The 21,796-nt window shown below is 67.4% G+C and carries 23 protein-coding genes; 16 read left to right on the forward strand and 7 right to left on the reverse strand.

The genetic code is table 11. The features are described 5' to 3' along the window. Nucleotides 1–79: 79 nt before the first annotated feature. The gene (locus ACV229_RS21890) at nt 80–412 is read right to left on the reverse strand and encodes a hypothetical protein (RefSeq protein ID WP_448085197.1); all 333 of its coding nucleotides are present in this window, start codon (nt 410–412) and stop codon (nt 80–82) included. 106 nt (nt 413–518) lie between these two features. Between ACV229_RS21890 and ACV229_RS21895 the strand changes: the two genes are divergently transcribed. Continuing rightward, nucleotides 519–1,400 (forward strand): Dyp-type peroxidase, encoded by an 882-nt coding sequence (locus ACV229_RS21895; protein WP_448085198.1) that lies wholly within the window; start codon nt 519–521, stop codon nt 1,398–1,400. A 147-nt stretch (nt 1,401–1,547) separates the two neighbouring features. Here the strand turns inward: ACV229_RS21895 and ACV229_RS21900 are convergent, their stop codons facing one another. Both ACV229_RS21900 and ACV229_RS21905 read right to left on the reverse strand, forming a co-directional pair. Further along, entirely contained in the window at nt 1,548–1,949 is a 402-nt protein-coding gene (locus ACV229_RS21900; RefSeq protein WP_448085199.1) for an OsmC family protein, read from the reverse strand. 70 nt (nt 1,950–2,019) lie between these two features. After that, nucleotides 2,020–2,973: a LysR family transcriptional regulator gene (locus ACV229_RS21905; RefSeq protein WP_448085200.1), complete on the reverse strand. Its 954-nt coding sequence runs from the start codon at nt 2,971–2,973 to the stop codon at nt 2,020–2,022. A 596-nt stretch (nt 2,974–3,569) separates the two neighbouring features. Here ACV229_RS21905 and ACV229_RS21910 point away from each other — a divergent pair. The 5 genes from ACV229_RS21910 to ACV229_RS21930 all read left to right on the forward strand — a co-directional run bounded on the left by ACV229_RS21910 (nt 3,570) and on the right by ACV229_RS21930 (nt 8,799). After that, nucleotides 3,570–4,508 carry a helix-turn-helix domain-containing protein gene (locus ACV229_RS21910; RefSeq protein WP_448085201.1) on the forward strand — a complete coding sequence of 313 codons (939 nt, stop codon included), beginning with the start codon at nt 3,570–3,572 and terminating at the stop codon, nt 4,506–4,508. A gap of 131 nt (nt 4,509–4,639) precedes the next feature. Further along, on the forward strand, nt 4,640–5,956 hold the full coding sequence (locus ACV229_RS21915) for an Nramp family divalent metal transporter (RefSeq protein WP_448085202.1): 1,317 nt from the start codon (nt 4,640–4,642) through the stop codon (nt 5,954–5,956). Between the two features lie 100 nt (nt 5,957–6,056). Then, nucleotides 6,057–6,647 (forward strand): phosphatase PAP2 family protein, encoded by a 591-nt coding sequence (locus ACV229_RS21920; RefSeq protein WP_448085296.1) that lies wholly within the window; start codon nt 6,057–6,059, stop codon nt 6,645–6,647. A gap of 282 nt (nt 6,648–6,929) precedes the next feature. After that, the gene (locus ACV229_RS21925) at nt 6,930–7,718 is read left to right on the forward strand and encodes an SDR family oxidoreductase (protein WP_448085203.1); all 789 of its coding nucleotides are present in this window, start codon (nt 6,930–6,932) and stop codon (nt 7,716–7,718) included. Nucleotides 7,719–7,782: 64 nt separating this feature from the next. After that, nucleotides 7,783–8,799, forward strand: a complete 1,017-nt coding sequence (locus tag ACV229_RS21930; protein ID WP_448085204.1) for an NADP-dependent oxidoreductase — start codon at nt 7,783–7,785, stop codon at nt 8,797–8,799. Nucleotides 8,800–8,856: 57 nt separating this feature from the next. On the opposite strand, the gene ACV229_RS21935 is transcribed toward ACV229_RS21930, so the two are convergent. The 4 genes from ACV229_RS21935 to ACV229_RS21950 all read right to left on the reverse strand — a co-directional run bounded on the left by ACV229_RS21935 (nt 8,857) and on the right by ACV229_RS21950 (nt 13,431). Beyond that, entirely contained in the window at nt 8,857–9,909 is a 1,053-nt protein-coding gene (locus ACV229_RS21935) for an AI-2E family transporter (protein ID WP_448085205.1), read from the reverse strand. Nucleotides 9,910–10,095: 186 nt separating this feature from the next. Then, nucleotides 10,096–10,680, reverse strand: a complete 585-nt coding sequence (locus ACV229_RS21940) for a BPSL1445 family SYLF domain-containing lipoprotein (protein ID WP_448085206.1) — start codon at nt 10,678–10,680, stop codon at nt 10,096–10,098. A 51-nt stretch (nt 10,681–10,731) separates the two neighbouring features. After that, the gene (locus ACV229_RS21945; RefSeq protein ID WP_448085207.1) at nt 10,732–11,118 is read right to left on the reverse strand and encodes a DUF883 family protein; all 387 of its coding nucleotides are present in this window, start codon (nt 11,116–11,118) and stop codon (nt 10,732–10,734) included. Nucleotides 11,119–11,487: 369 nt separating this feature from the next. Further along, a complete protein-coding gene (locus ACV229_RS21950) occupies nt 11,488–13,431 on the reverse strand; it encodes an ExeM/NucH family extracellular endonuclease (protein WP_448085208.1) in 1,944 nt (647 codons plus the stop codon). Between the two features lie 363 nt (nt 13,432–13,794). Here ACV229_RS21950 and rrtA point away from each other — a divergent pair, with 363 nt between their 5' ends. The 10 genes from rrtA to ACV229_RS22000 all read left to right on the forward strand — a co-directional run bounded on the left by rrtA (nt 13,795) and on the right by ACV229_RS22000 (nt 21,738). Continuing rightward, nucleotides 13,795–14,397 carry a rhombosortase gene (gene rrtA / locus ACV229_RS21955; RefSeq protein WP_448085209.1) on the forward strand — a complete coding sequence of 201 codons (603 nt, stop codon included), beginning with the start codon at nt 13,795–13,797 and terminating at the stop codon, nt 14,395–14,397. A 199-nt stretch (nt 14,398–14,596) separates the two neighbouring features. Continuing rightward, complete coding sequence (locus tag ACV229_RS21960) at nt 14,597–14,950, forward strand: YciI family protein (protein WP_448085210.1); 354 nt, start codon at nt 14,597–14,599, stop codon at nt 14,948–14,950. 124 nt (nt 14,951–15,074) lie between these two features. Beyond that, nucleotides 15,075–15,497, forward strand: coding sequence for a YciI family protein (locus ACV229_RS21965; RefSeq protein WP_448085211.1), 423 nt, complete (start codon nt 15,075–15,077; stop codon nt 15,495–15,497). Nucleotides 15,498–15,523: 26 nt separating this feature from the next. Continuing rightward, on the forward strand, nt 15,524–15,940 hold the full coding sequence (locus ACV229_RS21970) for a VOC family protein (RefSeq protein WP_448085212.1): 417 nt from the start codon (nt 15,524–15,526) through the stop codon (nt 15,938–15,940). Then, entirely contained in the window at nt 15,937–17,205 is a 1,269-nt protein-coding gene (locus tag ACV229_RS21975) for an RNA polymerase sigma factor (protein WP_448085213.1), read from the forward strand. The genes ACV229_RS21970 and ACV229_RS21975 overlap by 4 nt, the downstream gene beginning before the upstream one ends. Before the next feature lie 162 nt (nt 17,206–17,367). Further along, complete coding sequence (locus ACV229_RS21980; protein WP_448078624.1) at nt 17,368–17,790, forward strand: rubrerythrin family protein; 423 nt, start codon at nt 17,368–17,370, stop codon at nt 17,788–17,790. 175 nt (nt 17,791–17,965) lie between these two features. Next, nucleotides 17,966–19,303: a heterodisulfide reductase-related iron-sulfur binding cluster gene (locus tag ACV229_RS21985; RefSeq protein ID WP_448085214.1), complete on the forward strand. Its 1,338-nt coding sequence runs from the start codon at nt 17,966–17,968 to the stop codon at nt 19,301–19,303. A gap of 31 nt (nt 19,304–19,334) precedes the next feature. After that, nucleotides 19,335–19,916 (forward strand): DUF3501 family protein, encoded by a 582-nt coding sequence (locus ACV229_RS21990; protein ID WP_448085215.1) that lies wholly within the window; start codon nt 19,335–19,337, stop codon nt 19,914–19,916. A gap of 90 nt (nt 19,917–20,006) precedes the next feature. Next, on the forward strand, nt 20,007–20,198 hold the full coding sequence (locus ACV229_RS21995) for a hypothetical protein (protein WP_448085216.1): 192 nt from the start codon (nt 20,007–20,009) through the stop codon (nt 20,196–20,198). Between the two features lie 574 nt (nt 20,199–20,772). Further along, nucleotides 20,773–21,738 (forward strand): DUF6566 family protein, encoded by a 966-nt coding sequence (locus ACV229_RS22000; protein ID WP_448085217.1) that lies wholly within the window; start codon nt 20,773–20,775, stop codon nt 21,736–21,738. Nucleotides 21,739–21,796: the final 58 nt, after the last annotated feature.

The raw sequence follows: 21,796 nt of genomic DNA on the forward strand, positions 1-21,796 counted from the left end.
ACGTCGAAAACGCAACAGCCGGACCCGCGCATGGGACGCGAATCGAGCGGAACGGGCTGTCGGGAAGATGCGCGGGCCGTCAGGCGCCGACGCGGACGGCTGGCTGGATCAGCTGCGCCGTGAGACCACGTTCGGGAAGGCGGATTGCATTCGAGACATCATCTGCACCTCCCTGAAGTGAATGGTTGAAAAGATGAAAAGGCGTCGAAAAGACGTGAAGAGATTTTATCAACAGAATACGGCCGACTGCAATGTCTGACGAATGACGCGTTGCCGTGCCGATACATTTTAAATCAGGGATTCGGACCCGATTTCCGATGATGCGATGCGGGATCCGACGCGGCGCGGCATGCCGCGCGAGCGACGCGCCGCCGTGCGCGTCTGCGCCGTCGCCCGGCGCTCGCGTGCGCATCGATTACACTGCATGGCTGCGCGCGCCAGGCGACGGCCGGACGGCGGCCAGGCGCGAGCCGGCCCAAGCGGCCATCGCAGATTCACGACACATTCCTGGGGAAACGATGAGCGACGTTCAGCAAGGCATTCTGGCTCCGATCGATGCGGCGGCCCGATACCTCACTTTCACGATTTCCAACGAAGACAACGTCGCGGCGGCGCTCGTCGCGCTGCGCGAAGTCGTCAACGGACGCGATACCGTCGTCGGCTTCGGCCATTCGCTCGCGGCGCGCGTCGGGCGGCCGATCGCCGGCCTGACCGAGTTTCCGGCCTTCGCCGTGAAGGACCGGCCGCTGCCGGCGACGCCGGCCGACGTGTGGGTGTGGCTGCGTTCCGACGATCGCGGCGAGATCACGCTGCGCGCGCGGACGATCGAGCGTGCGCTTGCGCCCGCGTTCGCGATGCAGGATTCGGTCGATGCGTTCCGCTACGCGAACGACCGCGACCTGTCCGGCTACGAAGACGGCACCGAGAACCCGACCGGCGACGACGCGGTTGCGGCGGCGATCGTGTCCGGGCAGGGCGCGGGTCTCGACGGCGCGAGCTTCGTCGCGGTCCAGCAGTGGCTGCACGACTTCGACCAGATGGAAAGCATCCCGTCGGACGACATGGACAACCTCATCGGGCGTCGCAAGTCGGACAACGAGGAACTCGACGATGCGCCGGCATTCGCGCACGTGAAGCGCACCGCGCAGGAGAGCTTCGAACCCGAAGCGTTCATGCTGCGCCGTTCGGCGCCGTGGTCGGACGCGCGCCGCGCGGGCCTGTATTTCGTCGCGTTCGGCCACTCGTTCCGCGCGTTCGACGTGCAGATGCGTCGGATGAGCGGCGCGGACGACGGGATCGTCGATGGCCTGTTCCGCTTCACGCGGCCGCTGACGGGCGCGTATTTCTGGTGTCCGCCGATGAAGGGCGGCAAGCTGGACCTGTCCGCGCTCGGCCTGTAAGCGCCGGGCTGACGGGCTGACGGGCTGACGGGCTGACGGACTGACGGACTGACGGACTGACGGACTGACGGACTGACGGACTGACGGACTGACGGGCGGGCCGCGTTCGATGCGCGGCCCGCCCGTCTTTGTTTCGGGGCTTGCGCTTCAGCGCAGCGTCGTCTCGATGCGCGTGCCGCGCTTGATGAAGAGCGTCACGGGCGTCTTCTCGCTGATTTCCGCGAGGCGTTGCCGCTGCGTGTCGTCGAGCGGACCGTCGACCGTCACCACGCGCCGCACGTACTGCAGCCCTTCGCTATCGACATGCAGTTCGGTGCGCACGTCGATGCGCGCGGCCGGCCATGCCTTGCGCTGCATGTACATCCGCAGCGTCGCGGCCGTGCATTGCGCGAGGCCCGCCAGCACGAACTCATAGGGTGCAGGCCCGCGATTGCCGCCGCCTTCTCGCTCCCCCTCGTCACCCGTCAACGCATGTGAACCGGCGTGCAGGTTGACGACATAGTCGGGCGCGTCGGCTTCGAGGACGGCAGCGGCGTGAATGAGCGACATCGCGGATCTCCGGTGAAAGATGACGGACGGGACCGCTTCGCGCGGCCATCGGATCCGCCAGCATACCGCTTCACCCGGGCGGCGTGCGCTCGAGTGCAGGCAGCGCGGCGCCGGCGCCGGCAATGTTGCGCACGAGGGCGGCGACGCGCTCGCGAAACCATTGATGCGCGCGGTCCGCCTCGCGCGATTCGTGCCAGTACGCGAGGATCGGGAACGGCTTCAGCCGCAGCGGCAGCGGCCGGACGACGATCGGCAGCAGCGCCGTCATCCGCAGCGCGTACGAGTGCGGCAGCGTGAGCAGCAGGTCGCCCGCCGCCGCGATCTGGCAGGCCGCGAAGTAATGCTGGCAGACGATCTGGATGTGGCGGAAGCGGCCGTCGTTGCCGAGCAGCACGTCGAGCGACTGGGGTTCGCCGAGCGACGACACCGCAATGTGCCGCGCGTCGAAATAGTCGTTGCGCCGCAGCGGCGCGCTCGCGAGCGGATGGTCGCGCCGCATCGCGACGACGAGCGTTTCGTCGAGCAGGTATTCGCTCGCGATATGCGGGCCGGTCGGCAGGCGGCGCTCGATGACGAGATCGAGGTTGCCCGACGCGAGCTCGCGCTCGATGTCGTGGACCGGCACGTGCCGGCTCGCGACCCGCAGGCCCGGCGATTCCTGCGCGAACGCGGCGACGAGCTGCGGCAGCGCGATCGACTCGAGCACGTCGCGGAAACCCACGACGACGTCGAGGTCGAGCGTTGCCGGATCGAAGGCCGTCTGCGCGCGCGCGGCGCCTTGCAGCCCCTTCAGATGGCGCTGGACCTCCGCGATCACCGAGCGGGTGCGCTCGGTCGGCACGACGCGGTTGCCCTTGCGGATGAACAGCGGATCGTCGAAATGCGCGCGCAGCCGGTTGAGCGCATGCGTGACGGCAGGCTGCGTGAGGTGCAACGCGCGGGCGGCGGCGCTGATGCCGCCATGCATGTAGACGGCATCGAGCACGCGGAACAGGTTCAGGTCGAGGCGGTGGTCGGCAGGCACGGGCAGCGTGGAATCGGTGGGGCGGTGACCGATTCTAAAGGATGCGCGTCGACCGGCCGCCGCGGGGCCGCCAAAGGTGACGCCGCTTTTGATTTCGATATCGTTCGACCGAAATTTTCGATTCTGTCGATACGAAAACGTTTGCGGTTTGATGAAAGGTGATTGAAAAAAATAGTATGATTTAAATCGGGTCAATTTTTTTATATATGGAATATCGGATCGATACGCGTGTCGATCAACGCGGATTGCACGCGGCCCACAGTCCGGCAAATGCAGGAATCGCCCGGCTCGATGCGGAGTGCGGCGATGCGCGTTATCGGCGGCGCCGCGGATTAATCGTCTTTCACACGACTTGCCGCCGGAAAGCCGGCATCGGCGGATATCCTGTAATAATCCGCCATAACCCAGCCGGCGGCTGACAATATTGCCTGCCGGATCGCAGGTTCGACTATGATGCGACGCTTTAGAATCTTTAGAATCACCATCCGGTTAAGTACATGGATTAATAAAAATTAGAGGCGCGGATGGTTTGAGAGTGATAAATAGAAGACTGAGAGAGTCGGGGGGCTTTGCAAGTGGACGCAGAAGATCAACGGTTGGTCGTCATTTTTTTGAGCGCGGGATTTTCACTGGCTCAGGCTGCCCGTCTCGGAGAAGCCTTTAATCTCGCCAACCGCTTGCAGGCGCTCGGCACCGCTTATCAGCTCGAATTCGTATCTGCGGCCGGCGGACTGCTCCAGTCTTCGTCGGGCGTAAAGATCGCCACCAGCGCGCTCGACGACACGCATGGCCGGCGCGCGCACGCGTTCTTTCATCTTCACGGCGATCGCGCGGTCGTCACCTGGAGTGATGCGCTGCAGCGCCGGTTCGCCGACATCCGCGCGAATGTCCGCTGGATCGCCGATGCGATGAAGCTCTCCGAAATCGTTGCGGCGAAACCGGCGGCCGGCTCGTCGAGCCTCGTGTCGGCGCCGGCGACGTCCGGGCAGCCGGGCGACGACGTGTTTGCGGCGGTCCTGGACATGTTCGGCAGCGACCTCGGCGAGGGCGTCGCGCAGGACATCTGCCACAACGTATCGCGGCCGGTCGACGAGCGCTACGCGCAGTCGATGTGGGCGATCCGCGAACTGAGCGCGAGCCCGGCGATTCGCACGTCGGTGCAGCAGCTGCGCGCACAGAGCATCAACCGGATCTCGATCGCGAGTACCGCGCAATCGGTCGCGATGAGCGAACGCAATTTTCTCCGGCGCTTCAAGAAGGAAATCGGCGTGACGCCGACGGAATTCGTGCTGAACGTGCGCCTCGAGCGCGCGTGCCACATGCTGATCCATACGAGCCTGCCCGCCGACAAGGTCGCCCGGCGCACGGGGCTCGGCAGCGGCGAGCGCCTCGCGAAACTCTTCCGGCAGCGTCTGGCGATGTCGCCGACCGAATACCGCACGACCGAGCGGGAACGGCTCGCGACGGCCGGCAGCGATTCGGCCGGCATGCCGGACGCCGAATGGCCGTGCAGCATGGCGTCGGGCGGACGCTGACCTCCGCGCACCGGGATCTCGCCGGCGTGGTCCGCCGGGATGCGCGTCGCGGCAGCCGTCGGGCCGCCCGCGCGGAACGCAGTCGCGGCTGCCCGTAGAATGGCCGTATCGCGACCCGACATCCGGCTTCCATGTCCTTCCTTCCGACCACCGCCACCGCGCCGTTCTGTCCTTCCGAAGTCAAAGGCAGCATCACGATCGACGCGGGCGCGTCCCGCTGGGCGAAGCTGAAACGCTTCTTCGGCCCCGGCCTGCTCGTCGCGATCGGCTACATGGATCCCGGCAACTGGGCCACCGACATCCAGGCAGGCTCGCAGTTCGGCTATTCGCTGCTGTGGGTCGTCGCATTCTCGAGCCTTGCGGCGATCTTCCTGCAGATGCTCGCCGCGCGCCTCGGCCTCGTCGCCGGAAAGGACCTCGCGCAAGCGAGCTACGACCGCTATGGCCCGGTCGGGCGCGTGTTCCAGTGGATCACCGCCGAGGTGTCGATCGTCGCGTGCGACATCGCCGAAGTGCTCGGCTGCGCGCTCGCGTTCAAGCTGCTGCTCGGCGTGCCGATCGCCTGGGGGATCGTGCTGACCGCGCTCGACACCATGATCGTGCTCGGCCTGCAGGGCAAGGGCTTTCGGCAGATCGAGGCGATCGTGCTCGGGCTGATCGGCACGATGGCGGTCTGCTTCGTCGCACAGGTCGCGATGATGCCGCCCGACTGGCACGCGGTGTTCAAGGGCCTCGTGCCGGGCGACCCCGGCCACGACCGCAAGGACGCGATCGTGCTTGCGCTCGGCATCGTCGGCGCGACGATCATGCCGCACAACCTGTACCTGCACTCGTCGGTCGTGCAGACGCGGCGCGTCGTCGGCGGTGCGCGCGGGACGATCCGCGACACGCTCGCGCTCGTGCGCGTCGACACCTGCGTGTCGCTGTTCGTCGCGATGCTCGTCAATGCGGCGATCCTGATCGTCGCGGGCGCCGCGTTCCATGCGACCGGCCAGACCAACGTCACCGACATCGAGCAGGCGTACCGGCTGATCACGCCGCTCGTCGGCGGGGCGGCCGCGCTGCTGTTCGGCATCGCGCTGCTCGCGTCCGGGCAGAGCTCCACGCTGACGGGCACGATCGCCGGCCAGGTGATCATGGACGGCTTCCTGCACATGAAGATCCCGTGCTACCAGCGCCGGCTGATCACGCGCGGGCTCGCGCTCGTTCCCGCGCTGATCGGCGTGCTGTGGCTCGGCGACCGCGCGGTCGGCCAGCTGCTCGTATGGAGCCAGGTGCTGCTGAGCCTGCAACTGCCGTTCGCGATGTGGCCGCTGATCCGTTCGGTCAGCGACCGCAAGACAATGGGCGAGCATGCGATCGGCCGGCGCATGCAGGTCGCCGCGTGGGCGCTGTTCGCGGTGATCACGGGCACGAACCTGCTGCTGATCACCGGCGTCGCGGGCTGACGAGCTTGCAGACAAGCGGGCGGACCACGGGCTGACATCGGGGCGTCGCTTGCGCGTGCGGTAAACTGCACGTTTTTTCAGCAGTAACGTGATGTTCGATATGTGGAGCGAAATCAGCAACATCGGCGATGCCGCCCTGACATTGCCGATCGCCGTCACCTGCGCCGCGTGGCTCGCGCTGTTCGACAGGCGTCTTGCGATCCGCTGGATCGCACTGCTGGCGGCAGGCATGAGTGTCGTCGGCGCCACCAAGATTCTCTACGCAGGGTGCGGAATCGGCCTTCCGCAGTTCGATTTCCGCGTGATCAGCGGCCATACGATGCTGTCGACGTCGGTGTGGACCGTGGCGGCCTCCATGTTGTGGCAAGCCTTCCGCCCCGGGAAACGGCCCGGCGCGCTCATCGGCCTGAGCGTCGGTGCGGTGACGGGGATCGCACGCGTCTTCGACCATTCGCATACGTTTCCCGAGGTCGTCGCGGGCTGGGTGCTCGGCGCGTCGGTCGCGCTGACGTTCCTGCGTGCCTATGATCGCGTGGAAAAGAAGCCGTTCTCGCCACGCGTGGTCGCGATCTGCCTGTTCCTCGTATCGGGCATCGCCTACGGGCACCGCGCGCCGTTCCAGCAAATGATCGATACGCACTCGCCGCAGCTCTGCGCGTTCGTGCGCGCGACGTCGCCGGACCGGTTCTGACGGCGATTGCCATCCGCGCGCAATGCCGGCCGGATCGCCGGCGACGCGGCCGCGCGGCGCATGCGCGGTGCGTCGGACCGCGTGCGCCGCGATCGCGGCCCGAGCGTCCAAGGTCATCAATCCAGTCTATGACCGGGCATAAGGAATATTCATTTCATCGATTGGTGCCGTTCGCGTACGCTGCCTGTCATTCGATCATGCCGACCGGCATGATCGTCTCGATATACTCGTGAACCACGCGGCGTCGGCCGCGGTGTCGAATCATGATCGGGAGTGGGACAGATGACAGCAGTTTCCTCGCGCCTTGCAGGCAAGTGCGCATTCATCACCGGCGCGTCGGGCGGCCTCGGCCGCGCGATTGCGCGCCGCATGGTCGAGCAGGGCGCGCGGGTGTTCGTGACGGACATCGTCGACGCGGCGGTGCTCGACGCGTTCGCGCAGGAGCTCAATGCCGGCCGCGCTGCGCCGGTCGCGTTCGCCGCGACGCAGGACGTGCGCGACGACGCGCGCTGGCAGGCGCTGCTCGCGCAGGCGAACGACGCAATGGGCGGCCTGTCGGTGCTCGTCAACAACGCGGGCGTCGGCTCGATCGGCGCGCTCGACCAGCTCGAGCTGAAGGAATGGCGGCGCGTGATGGAGATCAACGTCGAGAGCATCGTGCTCGGCTGCAAGTACGCGATGCCGTACCTGAGCGCGAGCCGGCCCGCGTCGATCATCAATATCTCGTCGGTCGCCGCGTTCAAGGTCGAGCCCGAGTTCACCGCGTACAACGCGTCGAAGGCGGCGGTCGCATCGCTGACCAAGTCGGTCGCGATCGACTGCGCGCGCCGGGAGCTCGACGTGCGCTGCAATTCGATCCACCCGGCGTTCATCCGCACGGGCATCGTCGAGCCGCTGTTCAAGCAGCTCGGCGAGCGCGACGCAACGCGCAGGCTCGCGCGCGGCATTCCGATGCGGCGCCTCGGCGAGCCGGACGACGTCGCGCATGCGGCCGTGTATCTCGCGTCCGACGAGAGCCGCTTCGTGACGGCCGCCGAGCTCGTGATCGACGGCGGCATGTGCGCGGTCTGACGCGCGCGATCCGCAAGGGCGCGCGTGCGTCGCGCCAATTACTACAACCATGGAGGAGAACATCGTGTCGACGCTCGTCAACCGCCAACTGCTGCTGAAGACGCGTCCGGAAGGGCGCGTCGGCCGCGAACACTTCTCTCTCGTCGAGACGCCGGTGCCGGCGCTCGCGGACGGCGAAGTGCTCGTGCGCGTGCTGTACCTGTCGATGGACCCGACCAATCGCGTGTGGATGAGCGATATCCCGCAGTACCTGCCGCCCGTCGCGATCGGCGAAGTGATGCGCGCGCTCGGGATCGGGCGCGTCGTCGCGTCGCGTTCCGCCGCATTCGCGGAAGGCGATCTCGTGCAGGGGCTCGTCGGCTGGCAGGACTACGCGGTCGTGCCGGCCGGCGCGGCCGCGCAGCTCGTGAAGCTGCCCGCGCAGTCGGGCCTGCCGTTGCCGACGCTGCTCGGCGCGTGCGGGATGAGCGGGCTGACCGCGTATTACGGCCTGACCGAGATCGCGCCGGTGCAGCCGGGCGAGACGCTCGTCGTGTCAGCCGCGGCCGGCTCGGTCGGATCGATCGCCGGACAGATCGGCAAGATCCACGGCACGCGCGTGGTCGGGATCGCCGGTGGCGCGGACAAGTGCCGCTACCTGACGGACACGCTCGGCTTCGACGCGGCGGTCGACTACAAGGCCGACGATTTTCGTCAGCAACTGAAGGTCGCGACGCCGGATGGCGTGCACGTGAACTTCGAGAACGTCGGCGGCGACGTGATGCGCGCGGTGCTGTCGCGGATGGTGATCGGCGGGCGCGTCGCGCTGTGCGGCACGATCGCGAACTACAACAGCGGACGCGCGGCCGACGACGTCAGCGTGCTGATTTCGAAGCGGCTGACGATGCGCGGCTTCCTGATCCTCGACTATCGCAACAGCCGCGAAGCCGTGCAGACGCTCGCGGGCTGGTTGCGTGACGGCCGGCTGAAGGCCGAGGAAACCGTCGCGGACGGGCTCGAGAACGCGCCCGACGTGTTGAATCGCCTGTTCGACGGCGATCATCGCGGCAAGCTCGTGCTGCGGGTCGATCCGAACGCGTAAGCGGGGGCGGGCGGCGCGCGCGCAATAGGTGCGGGGGCCGGCAGCGCGGCCCGCCCGTCACTCGCCCTGTTCGGCGCGCGCGAAGATGTCCCAGCTCGCCATGAACAGCGCGGCGACGAGCGGCCCGATCACGAAGCCGTTGATGCCGAACAGCGCCATCCCGCCGAGCGTCGAGATCAGCACGACCCAGTCGGGCATCTTCGTGTCCTTGCCGACGAGGATCGGGCGCAGCAGGTTGTCGACGAGGCCGATCACGCCGACGCAGAACGCGACGAGGATCGCGCATTTCCAGATCTCGTCGATCATCAGGAAGTAAAGCGCGGCCGGCACCCACACGAGGCTCGCGCCGATCGCGGGCAGCAGCGACAGGAACGCCATCAGCGAGCCCCACAGCACGACCCCCTCGATCCCGAGAATCCAGAAGATCAGCCCGCCGAGCGCGCCCTGCACGAGCGCAACCGCGATGTTGCCCTTCACGGTCGCGCGCACGACCGTCGTGAACTTCGACAGCAGCAGGGCCTTGTGCTCGTCGTCGAGCGGCAGCGCGCGGCGCACGCGGCGGCCGATCTCGCCGCCGTCGCGCAGCAGGAAGAACACCATGTACAGCATCACGCCGAAGCTGACGATGAACTGGAACGTGTTCTGGCCGATGCTGAGCGCCTGGGCCGCGGCGAACTGGCTGATCTGCGCGGCGCCGTCGGTCAGCTTCTTCTGGATGCCGGGGATGTTGGTCAGCCCGTATTTCTGCAGCAGATTCTGGATCGACGTCGGCAGCGCGTGGATGATGTCGTGGAAGTATTGCGAGTAATTCGGCTGCGCGCTCTTGATCTCCTGGTAGACGAACGCGATTTCCTGCACGAGCGTCGCGGCGACGAACACGAGCGGCAGGATCACGATCAGGATGATCAGCGTCATCGTCAGGAGTGCGGCGAGATTGCGCCGCTTGCCGAAACGGGCCGCCAGCCAGCGCTGCACGGGCTGGAACAGGATCGCCAGGATGGTCCCCCAGAACACCGCGCCGAAGAATGGCGCGAGGATCCAGCAGAGTCCGATGGTGACGACGATCAGCAGGAAGTGAAAGAATTTTTGGTGGTCGTTTCCGCTATCCATGATGGCATTCGCGTGAAGGTGAAATCTGAAGGCCCGGCGCGCGTCCGGGACGGCCCGAACCGGAGTATGCCCGCAAAGGCGTCGCTGTCATAGGTGCGGCCGCCATGCACAGACGAAAACGCCGCGGCCGAAGCCGCGGCGCTGCCGCAGGGCGGATGCGGTGCCGAACCGCATCGCATCGCGTCGTCAGATGTCGAGTTTCGAGACCTTCGTGCCGTTCACCGACAGGTCGCCCATCAGGCCGGCGTTGGTCAGCACCAGCACTTCGACCGGCGCGGTGGCCGTGGTCGTGTCGACTGCGCCGTTCGCGCCGACCTTGACGACCGCGACCGACGCGTCGGCGCCCGCCGACCAGCCATCCGATCGGCGGAACGTGTCGAGCGCATCCTGCGTCATGAACAGGAACACGATCGCCTTCGACTGCGCGCCGGCCTGCAGGCCGACCGACAGCGACGACGTGTTGTAGTAGCCGACCGTCGCGCCACCGACGCGCAGCGCGCCGTTGCCCGTCTGGCCGCCGACGATGAAGCCGGCCTGGATCACGTCCGGGAACACCAGCACGCCGCGCGACTTCGAGACGAGCTCACGCGAACCGGGCACCGTCGAATAGAGGCGCGACAGCGTCGCGTTCACGCTCGCGTTGATCGATTCGCGTTTCGACGCGTTCGCGGCGGGGGGCGGATTCTTGTCGGGCGTGGTAGTGCAGCCGGCGAGGGCGAGGCTGCCGAGCACGACGGCCGCTGCGGCTTTCATCACGAGAGTCTTTCGCATGCTTGTTCTCCTTCGTTGCGGGTTGGGGGGCGGCACGCGTGCCGGGCCGGATCAACGGCGGGCGAGGAGCAGGCCCGCCACGAACGCGAGGCCGGCGACGACGCCCGCGGTCTGCCACGGGTTGTCGTGCACGACCTGCGACACGCGCTCGGCGGAATCGCGCAGCCGGGCGGCCGCGGAATGCGACGCGGTATCGAGCGTGCTGCGCGCCTCGTCGAGACGCGACTGCACACGCTTGCGCAACGCGGCGATGTCGCCGTCGCCATCGTTTTTCAGCAGATCTTCGAGCTCGTCGACGAGCTCGCGCAGATCGTCCTTCACGTCCGCATGCAGGTCGCGCGCGGCAGCGCGCGTGCTGCGTCCCACGCGGCGACCGGTGCGACGGATGTCCGACAGTCCGCGGTCCAGCTTGTGTTCGATCGAGTCGGTGAGCGCCATGGTGATCATCCTCCTTTGAACCAAGCAAATCGAAGATAAGAAGAATCACTGCAATTTGTGTGATTCCTCCAAAGCGGGGGAGTTTCGAGATAATCGTTCGAATCGTCGGCGCAAAGCGCGGAACGCCCCGCCGGGCCTGACACAGCGGGGGAAGAATTTTTTTCGTCGCGCGGGCAGGCAGAGCGCAGGTGATTGGGGTGGCGTGCCGCGCGACGCTGCCGGCCGGGTAAAAATGACGCGAACTGAAAGGTGCGCCGGTAATTTTCTCTATTCCCTTTATCTCCGCTTTTCCCGCCTCCCGACGGCGTGCCGCCGTGCGGCAGGCGCGACAAGACGCGAGCCGGTCCGCAGCAGCGTGCCCGCGCCTGTTCAGGTGCGGCCTCGTATGCGCGTCACGGCGACGCAGGCGGCGACGGTCACGAGCGCAAGCAGCAGCCATGCATCGGTGCCGCCTGCGCCCGTAGAACCTGCGCCCGTGCCGCCGGTCATGTTGCTGTCCGGGGCCGTCGACGTGTCGCGATCGGCGAGCGCGAGATCGATCATCACCGGATCGTGGTCGGACGCACGGTACGAATCCGGTGCGTAGTAGCTCGATTGCTGCTCGGGTGTCTTGTAATCCAGCGTGTATTGCAGCGCGACCGGCTCGTCGGCGTTGGTGTGCCAGTCATGCACGGCCTTCACGCGTGCGGCGAGCGTCGGCGTTGCGAGCGCGTGATCGATATAGCCCGCTTCGCCGCCGAATACGTAGCTGTACGCATCGTTACCGAGAAAGCGTGCGGTGAGATTCACGAAGCCGCGCGTCTCGAGCGCGCGGATCGGGTCCTCCTTCGCATAACTGTTCAGGTCGCCGATCAGCAGCACGCCGTCGGCTGCCGCGCCGGTCGGCGTGCCCGCGAGCCAGTCGGCGATGCGCTCGGCCGCGCGCGTGCGCGTCGCGTTCCAGCAGCCCTGGCCGTCTGACTGGTCGAGATCCGTGCCGGTCGCGTACATGCACCGCTTCGATTTCAGGTGATTGACCGCGATCGTGACCGCGCGGGTGCCGCCAATGCGACGGAACGTCTGCGCGAGCGGCTGGCGGTTCAGGTTGTCGATCGCGAGCGTCGCCGCGTGGCCGGTCGGCTCGACCGTGCGGCTGTCGTACAGCATCGCGACCGCGATCGCGTCGCCGCCGAGGCGGGCCGTGTCCGGATCGACCACACGCCAGTGGTCGCCGAGCTGCGCCGCGAGACGCCGCACCGCGCTCGTGTCGCCATAGCCGTTGTTCGCGATTTCCATCAGTCCGATCACGTCGGCGCGCATCGCGCGCAGCGTCGCGACGATCTTTGCCTCCTGCCGCGCGAACGCGGCCGGCGTCTTCGCGCCGCGGTTGCCGGGATCGTCGAAGCCGCCGCCGCGGCCGTCGCCGTTGAAGTAGTTCTCCACGTTGAACGATGCAACCCGGAGGTCGGCATCGGCGTGACGCGCCGGCGCATCGCTGCGCGGATTCGCGGCCGCGTCGAATGCGGGCGCGGGCGCGCCCGGCACCGGCTGCAGCCGCCACGTGTTGTAGCGCATGTCGAGCACGCCCTCGACGCCGCGCACCGTATAGCCCGCGCGCAGCGTGTTCGCGGCGCTCAGCGCGGGCGGCGGATAGCGCACTGCCGCGGGATTCTGCTTGTTCGAGCCGTCGTCGAGGACGATCCGGTTGCGCGCGTTCGCGTCCGCCTGCGCGGCGGCCTGTGCCGGCGCGACGAGATGCGTCGGCGTGCGCAGCCGGCCATTGCTGAGCACGACGCTGCCGTAGCGGCCGAGTTCGTAGGTGTCGCTGACCGTCAGCGTCTGCGGCAGCCGCACCAGCATGCCCCCGTACGCGGCGAATGCCGACGCGGACGCGACGGGCAGCGTGAGCGTGGCCGGCGTGACCGTCTGCCCGTGTGCGCAGACCGCGATGCCGCCCGACAGCGTGAGCTGCGTCTGGCCATATTTCTCCTCGACCTTGCCGGTCACGTGAACGAGATCGCCGGCCGTGGCGCGCGCTTTCGGCGCGTAGACGAACAGGCCTTCCGACACGCCCGGCCGGTGGCGGCGCTGCGCGTCGGCCTGCTGGACGAAGAATCCGCCGAAACCGTCGGCGCCGCCGAAATCAGCGGTGACGATGGCTTCGATCGACGTCGTCTGTCCGGCCAGCGGCGACGGGCCGCCGTGGCCCCGGATATCGGCGATCAGCGTCGCCGCGCCGCCGCATGCGGCGCTGACCGGCAACGCGGCGAAGGTAAAGGGGGCCGAAATGGCCAACGACAGGGCGAGGGCGAACGATGAAAGCGAGCGACGCATGGGGCGGTCCGTTGGGGAAATCCGAAATGTTGATGAGGCATGCTGACAGCAAAATGTAATGAATTGGCCGAAATGGCCGTTCGGCCAGTGCCGATCGGCCAGGGATGCCGCGGTTTGTCGCGGGATGCCGCAACATGCTGGTGTGCAACGGCCGCGCAATGTGTCGAGGCTTGCGCTACGTCTGTTTGACTGCGCTCGTGCGCAGGACCGTTTCCGCGAGAACTCGACGAAGTGACTGATATCTGTCCATCGGCATCGGCATCGGCATCGGCATCGGCATCGGCATCGGCATCGGCATCGGCATCGGCATCGGCGTCGGTATCGCCATCGCTTTCCTGCGCGGTGTCGCGGCATTGCATAGGCATGCGGCTCGATGTCGGCTGGCTTGCCGTCTGCGCGGCCGTGATGGGTCTGCAGTGCCTGCCGCCAGCGATTGCAGGGTTGCTCGTCTACGACCGCGCGGCGATCTCGTCCGGGCAGGTTTGGCGCGTGGCAACCGGCCATTTCGTGCATCTCGGCTGGGCGCACGCGTCGCTCAACGCCGCGTGTCTCGCCGCATGCGCATGGCTGGCCGGACGCGTCGCAGGCGGACTGCGCACGATCTTCGCGCTCGCGTGCGGCACGGGCGCGCTGCTGTGGTTCGGCGTGCCGCAGGTGGCGCGTTATGCGGGCCTGTCGGGTGTCGTCCATGGCGCGGCCGCGCATGCGCTGATCGTGGTTGCGGGCCGCCGGATGCCGGCATGGATGGCGGCCGGCGCGCTTGTCGCGCTCGCCGTGCGGGTCGGCTGGCAATGTCTGCACGGTGCGCCGCTTGCGGAAGCGGCGTGGCTCGGCGGGCCGGTCGCGCCAGCGGGTCACGTGGCCGGATCGATCGCGGGCGTCGCGTGGGCGGGCGTGACGGCGTACCTGCTGCGTCGCCGCGATGCGCGATCGCATGGACCGTCATCCACCACCGGCTCAAAATAGCGGATCATTTGCCGCGAGGCGCGAGGCGCGAGGCGCGAGGCGCGAGGCGCGAGGCGCGAGGCGCGAGGCGCGAGGCGCGAGGCGCGAGGCGCGAACCAGGATCCGCAAGCGCGCGCCCCAACGCAACGCCGGCACCGACAGGCGATCCGCGCATCGATCACCGACGGCCGGACCGCCGCACCATTCCGAGGAGAGATTCATGGCTTACATGCTGTTGATTGTCGAACCGACCGACCAGCGCGCCGAACGCACGCTGGCCGAAGGGCAATCGCTCTACGCGCGGATGCAGGACTTCGCGGAGGGCCTGAAGGCGCGCGGCGTGCTGCGCGCGGTCGAGTCGCTCGAACGGACGGATCGCGCGACGCGCGTGCAGGTGCGCGACGGCGAGGCGCGCGTCATCGACGGGCCGTTCGCGGAGGCGAAGGAGATGGTCGGCGGCTTCTTTCTCGTCGATGTCGACACGCCCGCGGAAGCGATCGAGATCGCGCGTCAGTGCCCGGCCGCGCAGTGGTGCACGGTCGAGGTGCGCGCGGTCGGCCCGTGCTTCCTTTGATCGTCGAATTTAGGTATTTACCCTGATTTATCGTCACGCGCGTCGATCTGCCGATCGCTCGCGCGTCGTTCGGATAGGGCGCCGCCGGGCCGGCGTCACACACAACTGAAACCAGGAGCGAACGATGCGATTCATGATCATGGTGCGGGCGAATGACGTCAGCGAAGCCGGCGCACCGCCGGACAACCGGCTGGTCGAGGTGATGACGACCTATCACGAGGAACTGGCGAAGGCCGGCGTGCTGCTCGACGCGACGGGCCTGATGCCGAGCGCGAAGGGCTGGCGCGTGCGCTATGTGCGCGGCAAGGGCACGGTGATCGACGGCCCGTTTGCCGAGACCAAGGAACTGATCGCCGGCTATACGCTGATCCAGGTGCGCTCGCGCGACGAGGCGCTCGAATGGTCGCGCCGTTTCCCGGCGCCGTTCGGCGCGGAGATGGACTGCGAGATCGAGGTGCGCCAGCTGATGGAGCTGGACGATCTCACGCCGAGCGAAGCGGTCGAGCGGTTCCGCGAACTGCAGATCGGCCGCGGCAACGCCGTCTGAACGCGAATCCGCCGGGAGAGCAACACATGCACAAGCAGATTTTCATCAACCTGCCGGTGGCCGACCTGCCGCGCGCGCAGGCTTTCTACGCGGCGCTCGGCTTCGCGCCGGTGCCCGCGTACACGAACGACCAGGCCGCCTGCATCCGGATCAGCGACGCGATTTTCGCGATGCTGCTCGTCAGGCCGTTCTTCCAGACCTTCACCGACAAGACCATCGTCGATCCGGCGACCCATGTGCAGGTGCTGCCATGCCTGTCGTGCGAGAGCCGCGGCGAAGTCGATGCAGTGGTCGCGAACGCGCGTGCGGCGGGCGGCACGGCGCCGCGCGCACCGCAGGAATATCCGGGGATGTATGGCCATGCGTTCGCTGATCCGGACGGCCATGTGTGGGAACTGACGTACATGGCGCAGGACGCGGCCGCGCAGGGGCCGGCGTCGTGACGCAGGCGGCCACGCATCGTGCGATCGAGGCCGTCTGGCGGATCGAGGCGCCGAAGATCATCGCGCGGGCCGCGCGGGTGGTGCGCGACGTGGGCGTCGCGGAGGAGCTCGCGCAGGACACGCTCGTCGCGGCGCTCGAGCACTGGCCGGTCGACGGCGTGCCGGACAATCCCGCTGCGTGGCTGATGACGGCCGTGAAGCGGCGCGCGCTCGACCGGGTGCGCCAGGAGTCGCTGCACGCGGCGAAGCGCGACCAGCTCGGTCATGAGCTCGACGCGCTGGAAGCGCACGTCGTGCCCGACATCGCGGACGCGCTCGCCGATGCGCGTGACGACGACATCGGCGACGACCTGCTGCGGCTGATCTTTACCGCTTGCCATCCGGTGCTGTCGAAGGACGCGCGCGTCGCGCTGACGCTGCGGCTGCTCGGCGGGCTGACGACGGGCGAGATCGCGCGCGCGTTCCTCACGCCCGAGCCGACGATCGCGCAGCGGATCGTACGCGCGAAGCGCACGCTCGCGGCGGCGCACGTGCCGTTCGAGGTGCCGGCCGCCGACGCGCGGCCGGCGCGCCTCGCGTCGGTGCTCGAAGTGATTTACCTGATCTTCAACGAAGGCTATGCGGCGACCGCCGGCAACGACTGGACGCGTCCGGCGCTGTGCGACGAAGCGCTGCGGCTCGGCCGCGTGCTCGCGGGGCTCGCGCCGGACGACAGCGAGGTGCACGGGCTCGTCGCGCTGATGGAGCTGCAGGTGTCGCGGATGCATGCGCGCACCGACGCGCAGGGCCGCCCGGTGCTGCTGCTCGACCAGGACCGCAGCCGCTGGGATCCCCTGCTGATCCGGCGCGGCCTTGCCGCGCTCGATCGCGCGGCGAAGCTCGGCGGCGTGCGCGGACCGTATGCGCTGCAGGCGGCGCTGGCGGCCTGTCATGCGCAGGCGCGGCAGGCGTCCGAGACCGACTGGGCGCAGATCGTCGCGCTGTACGACGCGCTCGCCGAAGTCGCGCCGTCGCCCGTCGTCGAGCTGAACCGCGCGGTCGCGGTGGGGATGGCGTTCGGGCCGGCCGCGGGGCTCGAACTCGTCGATGCGCTGCGCGATGATCCGGCGCTCGCGCACTATCACTGGCTGCCGAGCGTGCGCGGCGACCTGCTCGCTAAGCTCGGCCGCGCCGACGAGGCAAAGGCCGAGTTCCGCCGCGCCGCCGCGCTGACCCACAACGCGCGGGAGCGCGAGCTGCTGCTGAAGCGCGCGGCCGACGCGTGAGCGCGTCGGCCGTCCGGCTATCGCCCGGATTGAAAATGCCTATTGGGGGATGCGTGCGCCAACGCCTAGATTAAAGAGCACGATGGCGCACCGCGTGCATCGTTCCCCACATATCCACGGCCGGCTCGGCGCTCGGTCGCCCCGGCCTGTACGGAGGCGCAGATGGCTCAGCTCAAAGGCAGCAAAACCGAAGAGAACCTGAAGTATGCGTTCGCGGGCGAATCGCAGGCGAACCGCCGCTATCTGTATTTCGCGTCGAAGGCCGACGTCGAAGGGCAGAACGACGTCGCCGCGCTGTTCCGCTCGACCGCCGAAGGCGAAACCGGTCACGCGCACGGCCATCTCGAGTATCTCGAAGCGGTCGGCGATCCGGCGACGGGTTTGCCGTTCGGCAACTCGCGGCAGAACCTGGAATCGGCGATCGCCGGCGAGACGCACGAATACACCGACATGTATCCGGGCATGGCGAAGACCGCTCGCGAAGAAGGCTTCGACGAAATCGCGAACTGGTTCGAGACGCTCGCGAAGGCCGAGCGCAGCCACGCGAACCGCTATACGAAGGCGCTCGACGCACTCGTCGACTGACCCGCGCGGCCGGCATCCGCCCGCCGCGGCGCGCGGGCGGTCCGCCCGCCGTTCGCCCGCGGTTCACCGTTAGCCGCCCGCCGTTCGCCGTTCACACCCGCCCGCCGTTCGCGCGATGCGACACGCGGGCGCGGCGGGCGGGTGCGTGCGCATTCGCATCACGCTGGAGCGTCTCATGCCCCACAAGGAAGGCAGTCTCGAAGCACCGACCCGGCATCCGCTCGACTGGCAGTCCGACGCGTTCTACGACCAGGCCGCGATCGATGCCGAGATGACCCGCGTGTTCGACATCTGCGCGGGATGCCGGCGCTGCGTGTCGCTGTGCGGCGCGTTTCCGACGCTGTTCGACCTCGTCGACGAGACGCCGATGGGCGACATCGAGGAAGTGCCGAAGGAATCGTTCGGCAAGGTCGTCGACCAGTGCTATCTGTGCGACCTCTGTTATATGACGAAATGCCCGTACGTGCCGCCGCATGTGTGGAACGTCGATTTCCCGCACCTGATGCTGCGCGGCAAGGCGGCGCGCTACAAGCGCGGCGACGTGAAGCTGCGCGACAAGGTGCTGTCGAACACCGACGCGCTCGGCCATTTCGCGGGCATTCCGATCGTCACGCAGACGGTGAACGCGGTGAACCGCACGCCGCCCGCGCGCCACGCGCTCGAGGCGGCGCTCGGCGTCGACCGCGATGCGTGGCTGCCCGAATTCGCGCCCCGCAAGTTCCGGAGCGCGGCGTTGCGCTCGGACGGGCATCCGGTGCGCGACGGCGAGCGCACGCCCGGCAAGGTCGCGATCTACGCGACCTGCTACGTGAACTTCAACGAGCCCGGAATCGGCCACGACCTGCTCGCGATCCTCGCGCACAACGACATTCCGTACGAGCTCGTGTCGAGCGAGGCGTGCTGCGGGATGCCGCTGCTCGAGCAGGGCAACCTCGCGGGCGTCGCCGCGAAGAAGGACAAGAACATTCCGGTGCTCGAGCGCTACGCGCGCGAAGGCTACGCGCTGATCGGCGCGATTCCGAGCTGCGTGCTGATGTACAAGAGCGAGCTACCGCTGATGTTCCCGGGCGATGACGCGGTGCGCGCGGTCGCCGATGCATTCTGGGATCCGTTCGAATACGTGGTCGCGCGGCATCGCGACGGCCTCCTGAAGACCGACTTCAAGACCGGCCTCGGCACCGTGTCGTATCACGTGCCGTGTCACGCGCGCGTGCAGAACATCGGCCGCAAGACTGCCGACGTGCTGTCGCTGGTTCCCGACACGCACGTGAACGTCGTCGAGCGCTGCTCGGGCCACGCGGGCACGTTCGGCGTGAAGAAGGAATTCCACGCGGACGCGATGCGCATCGGCGGGCCGGTGTTCAAGTCGATGGCGGAGCCGAAGCCGGACTTCGTGTCGTCGGACTGCGCGCTCGCGGGCCATCACATCGTGCAGGGCATCGGCGAGGCCGGGCTCGGCGAGCCGCCGCTCGCGCATCCGCTCACGCTGCTGCGCCGCGCATACGGCATCTGATCCGCATCGCCACACCGACGAAGGACCTTCCATGACCCTCACCCGTGATTCCCTGCTGACGCTCGAAGCGTACGCGAAGATCCGCCAATCCGAACACGCGCGGCTCATCGAGCACAAGCGGCGGCGCGCGGTGCAGCTCGGCAACCACCTGCGCTTCCTGTTCGAGGACGAGACGACGATCCGCTACCAGATCCACGAAATGCTGCACATCGAAAAGATCTTCGAAGAAGCGGGCATCGCTGGCGAGCTGGAAGCGTACCTGCCGCTGGTGCCTGACGGCACCAACCTGAAGGCGACGATGCAGATCGAATACGAGCACGAGGCCGAGCGTCGCGCGGCGCTCGCGCGGCTGATCGGCGTCGAGGATCGCGTGTACCTGCAGGTCGACGGCCATGAGCCTGTCTATGCGATCGCGGACGAGGACCTCGATCGCGAGACGGACGCGAAGACCTCCGCCGTGCATTTCGTCCGGTTCGAACTGGGCGCGCCGATGCGTGCGGCGCTGAAGCAGGGCGCGGCGCTGTCGATCGGCTGCGATCATCCGGGCTATACGGTGCCGCCGCAGCGTATCGACGCCGGCGTCGCCGCGTCGCTCGCCGGCGACCTGCGCTGACCGCGGCGCAAGCTGCCGCCGCCCCCGCGATTTTTTTCTTCTGCAGGACGATGGAATGTCGGCCCGGATACCGGGCGACGGACCGCGCGCGTGCGTGACGAACTGCGCGAATCGACGACGATTGATCAGGATCAACCGACCTTCAAAAACGCGCGGCCGCATGTTCGCCCGAACGCCGGCTGCCTGATCATTGCATGCCCGTTCGCACCTCGCGCACGTCAGTGTGTGCGCGATCGTTATGGAGACATGCAGCGATCGCGCGAATCGTTTGCAGATCCGTAACGGCACGCGCGCCGTCACATGCCTGTCATTGCCTGGTGAGAAACAATAAAGAGATTGCGCATGGGGAAAAGTCTAATGAAAGCAATTCGAACGAATTACCGATCGAAATATATTTCGTTACGAATTTTCCCCTGATTTACCGATTTTCGCGCGACGATCCGGAGATTTTTACTGATGAGGGTCGGAACACCTTGTCGGGCAGACTGCGCGGAGCGGGAGGGCACCCCGCAAAGCCCCGTCAGACGGGGCTTTGCAGCCCGGCGCATAAAGTTCACGTAAAAAAATTCAAGCGTAAATGTATTGCGCATCCATGGCATGATGTTTCATTACGTAACATAAAGTCATTGTCATATTGAGATAAACCCTAGTGATGGTATGCTTCGTGCACAAAAATTCCCACATTGGAGTGAGACCGGATTTGTGCATCATTGCCGGGAATGTCGGCACTGCCTTTGTGCGTGTCGCGACCGCATGCACTACCGGATAACCATAATGTGCAACCTGACCGCCCCGCGACTCGTTCGCGACGGCGCCGCCAATCGCAGCCCGGCCTGGCTGCGTGGAGAGATCTACTATGTTCTTCGATGAGCTAAACGATGAAGAGTGGGTTCGTCTTTCAACGCTGATCGCCGATGAACCGATTCGGCTGAATCGTCGTGGTCGACCACGCGCGGAACCGCGCGTCGTCGCCAACGCTGTGCTGTGGATCCTGACGACCGGAGAGGCATGGTCCAAGCTGCCTGGCCGCTATCCGTCCGGGCCCACGTGCCGCCGTCGCTACGAGGAGTGGCTCGCGAACGGCACGCTGCTGCAGATGATCGACGTGCTGACCCAGTTCAGCGGGCGTACGTTCGCGTACATTCCGCCGCCGCCCGTACCGGTCGCCCCCGTGCGCCATGCGGACCCGGCGCCGGAAAACGACCGCCTGCGCGGCGTGTTCTGGCAAAACCCTGAATCGTGGCAATTGCCGGTCACGCAGGCAAACGTTTGGCATCGCGACGATGCGGCGCTGGCCGTGACGTCGCGCGGCCAGACCGACATGCACGCGGACATGCACGCAGACATGCCCGCGCAGCAGGCGTTCGCGGTGCCCGGCACGCCGGCCGCCGCGGCCGCGACGGGCGTGCGGCAGGCGCGCGCGTCCACCGCGAATTTCTCGGCAACCGAGCCGCAGGTCGACGAGTATCGCGGCTACACGATCCACGGCATCGCGCAGCCCGTGCAGAACCTGATGTATCGCGCATGGGCCGAGATCACGCAGGACGACCGCCGCGTCGAGCGCTCCGGCCTGATCGGGCCGCGTTTCACCGATGCCGAGGAAGCGCAGCAGTTCGCGCTCGACTGGGCGCGGCAGTGGATCGACCGGCATGGCGCGAGCGACGAGCCGGTGCGTGCGGCGGACAATGCGCCGGTGCTGTCCACGCTGGTGCGGGCGGAATCGGACATCCAGCGCTTCATCGCCGAGCGTCGCGCCGCGTCGCTGACCGACGGCCGCAACGATCCGGTGCAGACCGAGCGTCTCGCGTATCGGGTGGGTTGAAGGCTGATGCGCGGCGCATGAGCGCGCCGCGCATGTCGCGCACGAAGGGCGCCGTTCG

The organism is Burkholderia sp. MR1-5-21 (assembly GCF_053427715.1).

What these genes read in the sequence shown, in the direction of transcription:
- ACV229_RS21935 (WP_448085205.1), bottom strand. Translation starts at nt 9,909, where the DNA reads ATGGATAGCGGAAACGACCACCAAAAATTCTTTCACTTCCTGCTGATC.
- ACV229_RS21940 (WP_448085206.1), bottom strand. Translation starts at nt 10,680, where the DNA reads ATGCGAAAGACTCTCGTGATGAAAGCCGCAGCGGCCGTCGTGCTCGGC.
- ACV229_RS22000 (WP_448085217.1), top strand. Translation starts at nt 20,773, where the DNA reads ATGTTCTTCGATGAGCTAAACGATGAAGAGTGGGTTCGTCTTTCAACG.
- ACV229_RS21925 (WP_448085203.1), top strand. Translation starts at nt 6,930, where the DNA reads ATGACAGCAGTTTCCTCGCGCCTTGCAGGCAAGTGCGCATTCATCACC.
- ACV229_RS21985 (WP_448085214.1), top strand. Translation starts at nt 17,966, where the DNA reads ATGCCCCACAAGGAAGGCAGTCTCGAAGCACCGACCCGGCATCCGCTC.
- ACV229_RS21960 (WP_448085210.1), top strand. Translation starts at nt 14,597, where the DNA reads ATGGCTTACATGCTGTTGATTGTCGAACCGACCGACCAGCGCGCCGAA.
- ACV229_RS21895 (WP_448085198.1), top strand. Translation starts at nt 519, where the DNA reads ATGAGCGACGTTCAGCAAGGCATTCTGGCTCCGATCGATGCGGCGGCC.
- ACV229_RS21890 (WP_448085197.1), bottom strand. Translation starts at nt 412, where the DNA reads ATGCGCACGCGAGCGCCGGGCGACGGCGCAGACGCGCACGGCGGCGCG.
- ACV229_RS21915 (WP_448085202.1), top strand. Translation starts at nt 4,640, where the DNA reads ATGTCCTTCCTTCCGACCACCGCCACCGCGCCGTTCTGTCCTTCCGAA.
- ACV229_RS21900 (WP_448085199.1), bottom strand. Translation starts at nt 1,949, where the DNA reads ATGTCGCTCATTCACGCCGCTGCCGTCCTCGAAGCCGACGCGCCCGAC.
- ACV229_RS21980 (WP_448078624.1), top strand. Translation starts at nt 17,368, where the DNA reads ATGGCTCAGCTCAAAGGCAGCAAAACCGAAGAGAACCTGAAGTATGCG.
- ACV229_RS21950 (WP_448085208.1), bottom strand. Translation starts at nt 13,431, where the DNA reads ATGCGTCGCTCGCTTTCATCGTTCGCCCTCGCCCTGTCGTTGGCCATT.
- ACV229_RS21965 (WP_448085211.1), top strand. Translation starts at nt 15,075, where the DNA reads ATGCGATTCATGATCATGGTGCGGGCGAATGACGTCAGCGAAGCCGGC.
- rrtA (WP_448085209.1), top strand. Translation starts at nt 13,795, where the DNA reads ATGCGGCTCGATGTCGGCTGGCTTGCCGTCTGCGCGGCCGTGATGGGT.
- ACV229_RS21990 (WP_448085215.1), top strand. Translation starts at nt 19,335, where the DNA reads ATGACCCTCACCCGTGATTCCCTGCTGACGCTCGAAGCGTACGCGAAG.
- ACV229_RS21920 (WP_448085296.1), top strand. Translation starts at nt 6,057, where the DNA reads ATGTGGAGCGAAATCAGCAACATCGGCGATGCCGCCCTGACATTGCCG.
- ACV229_RS21945 (WP_448085207.1), bottom strand. Translation starts at nt 11,118, where the DNA reads ATGGCGCTCACCGACTCGATCGAACACAAGCTGGACCGCGGACTGTCG.
- ACV229_RS21970 (WP_448085212.1), top strand. Translation starts at nt 15,524, where the DNA reads ATGCACAAGCAGATTTTCATCAACCTGCCGGTGGCCGACCTGCCGCGC.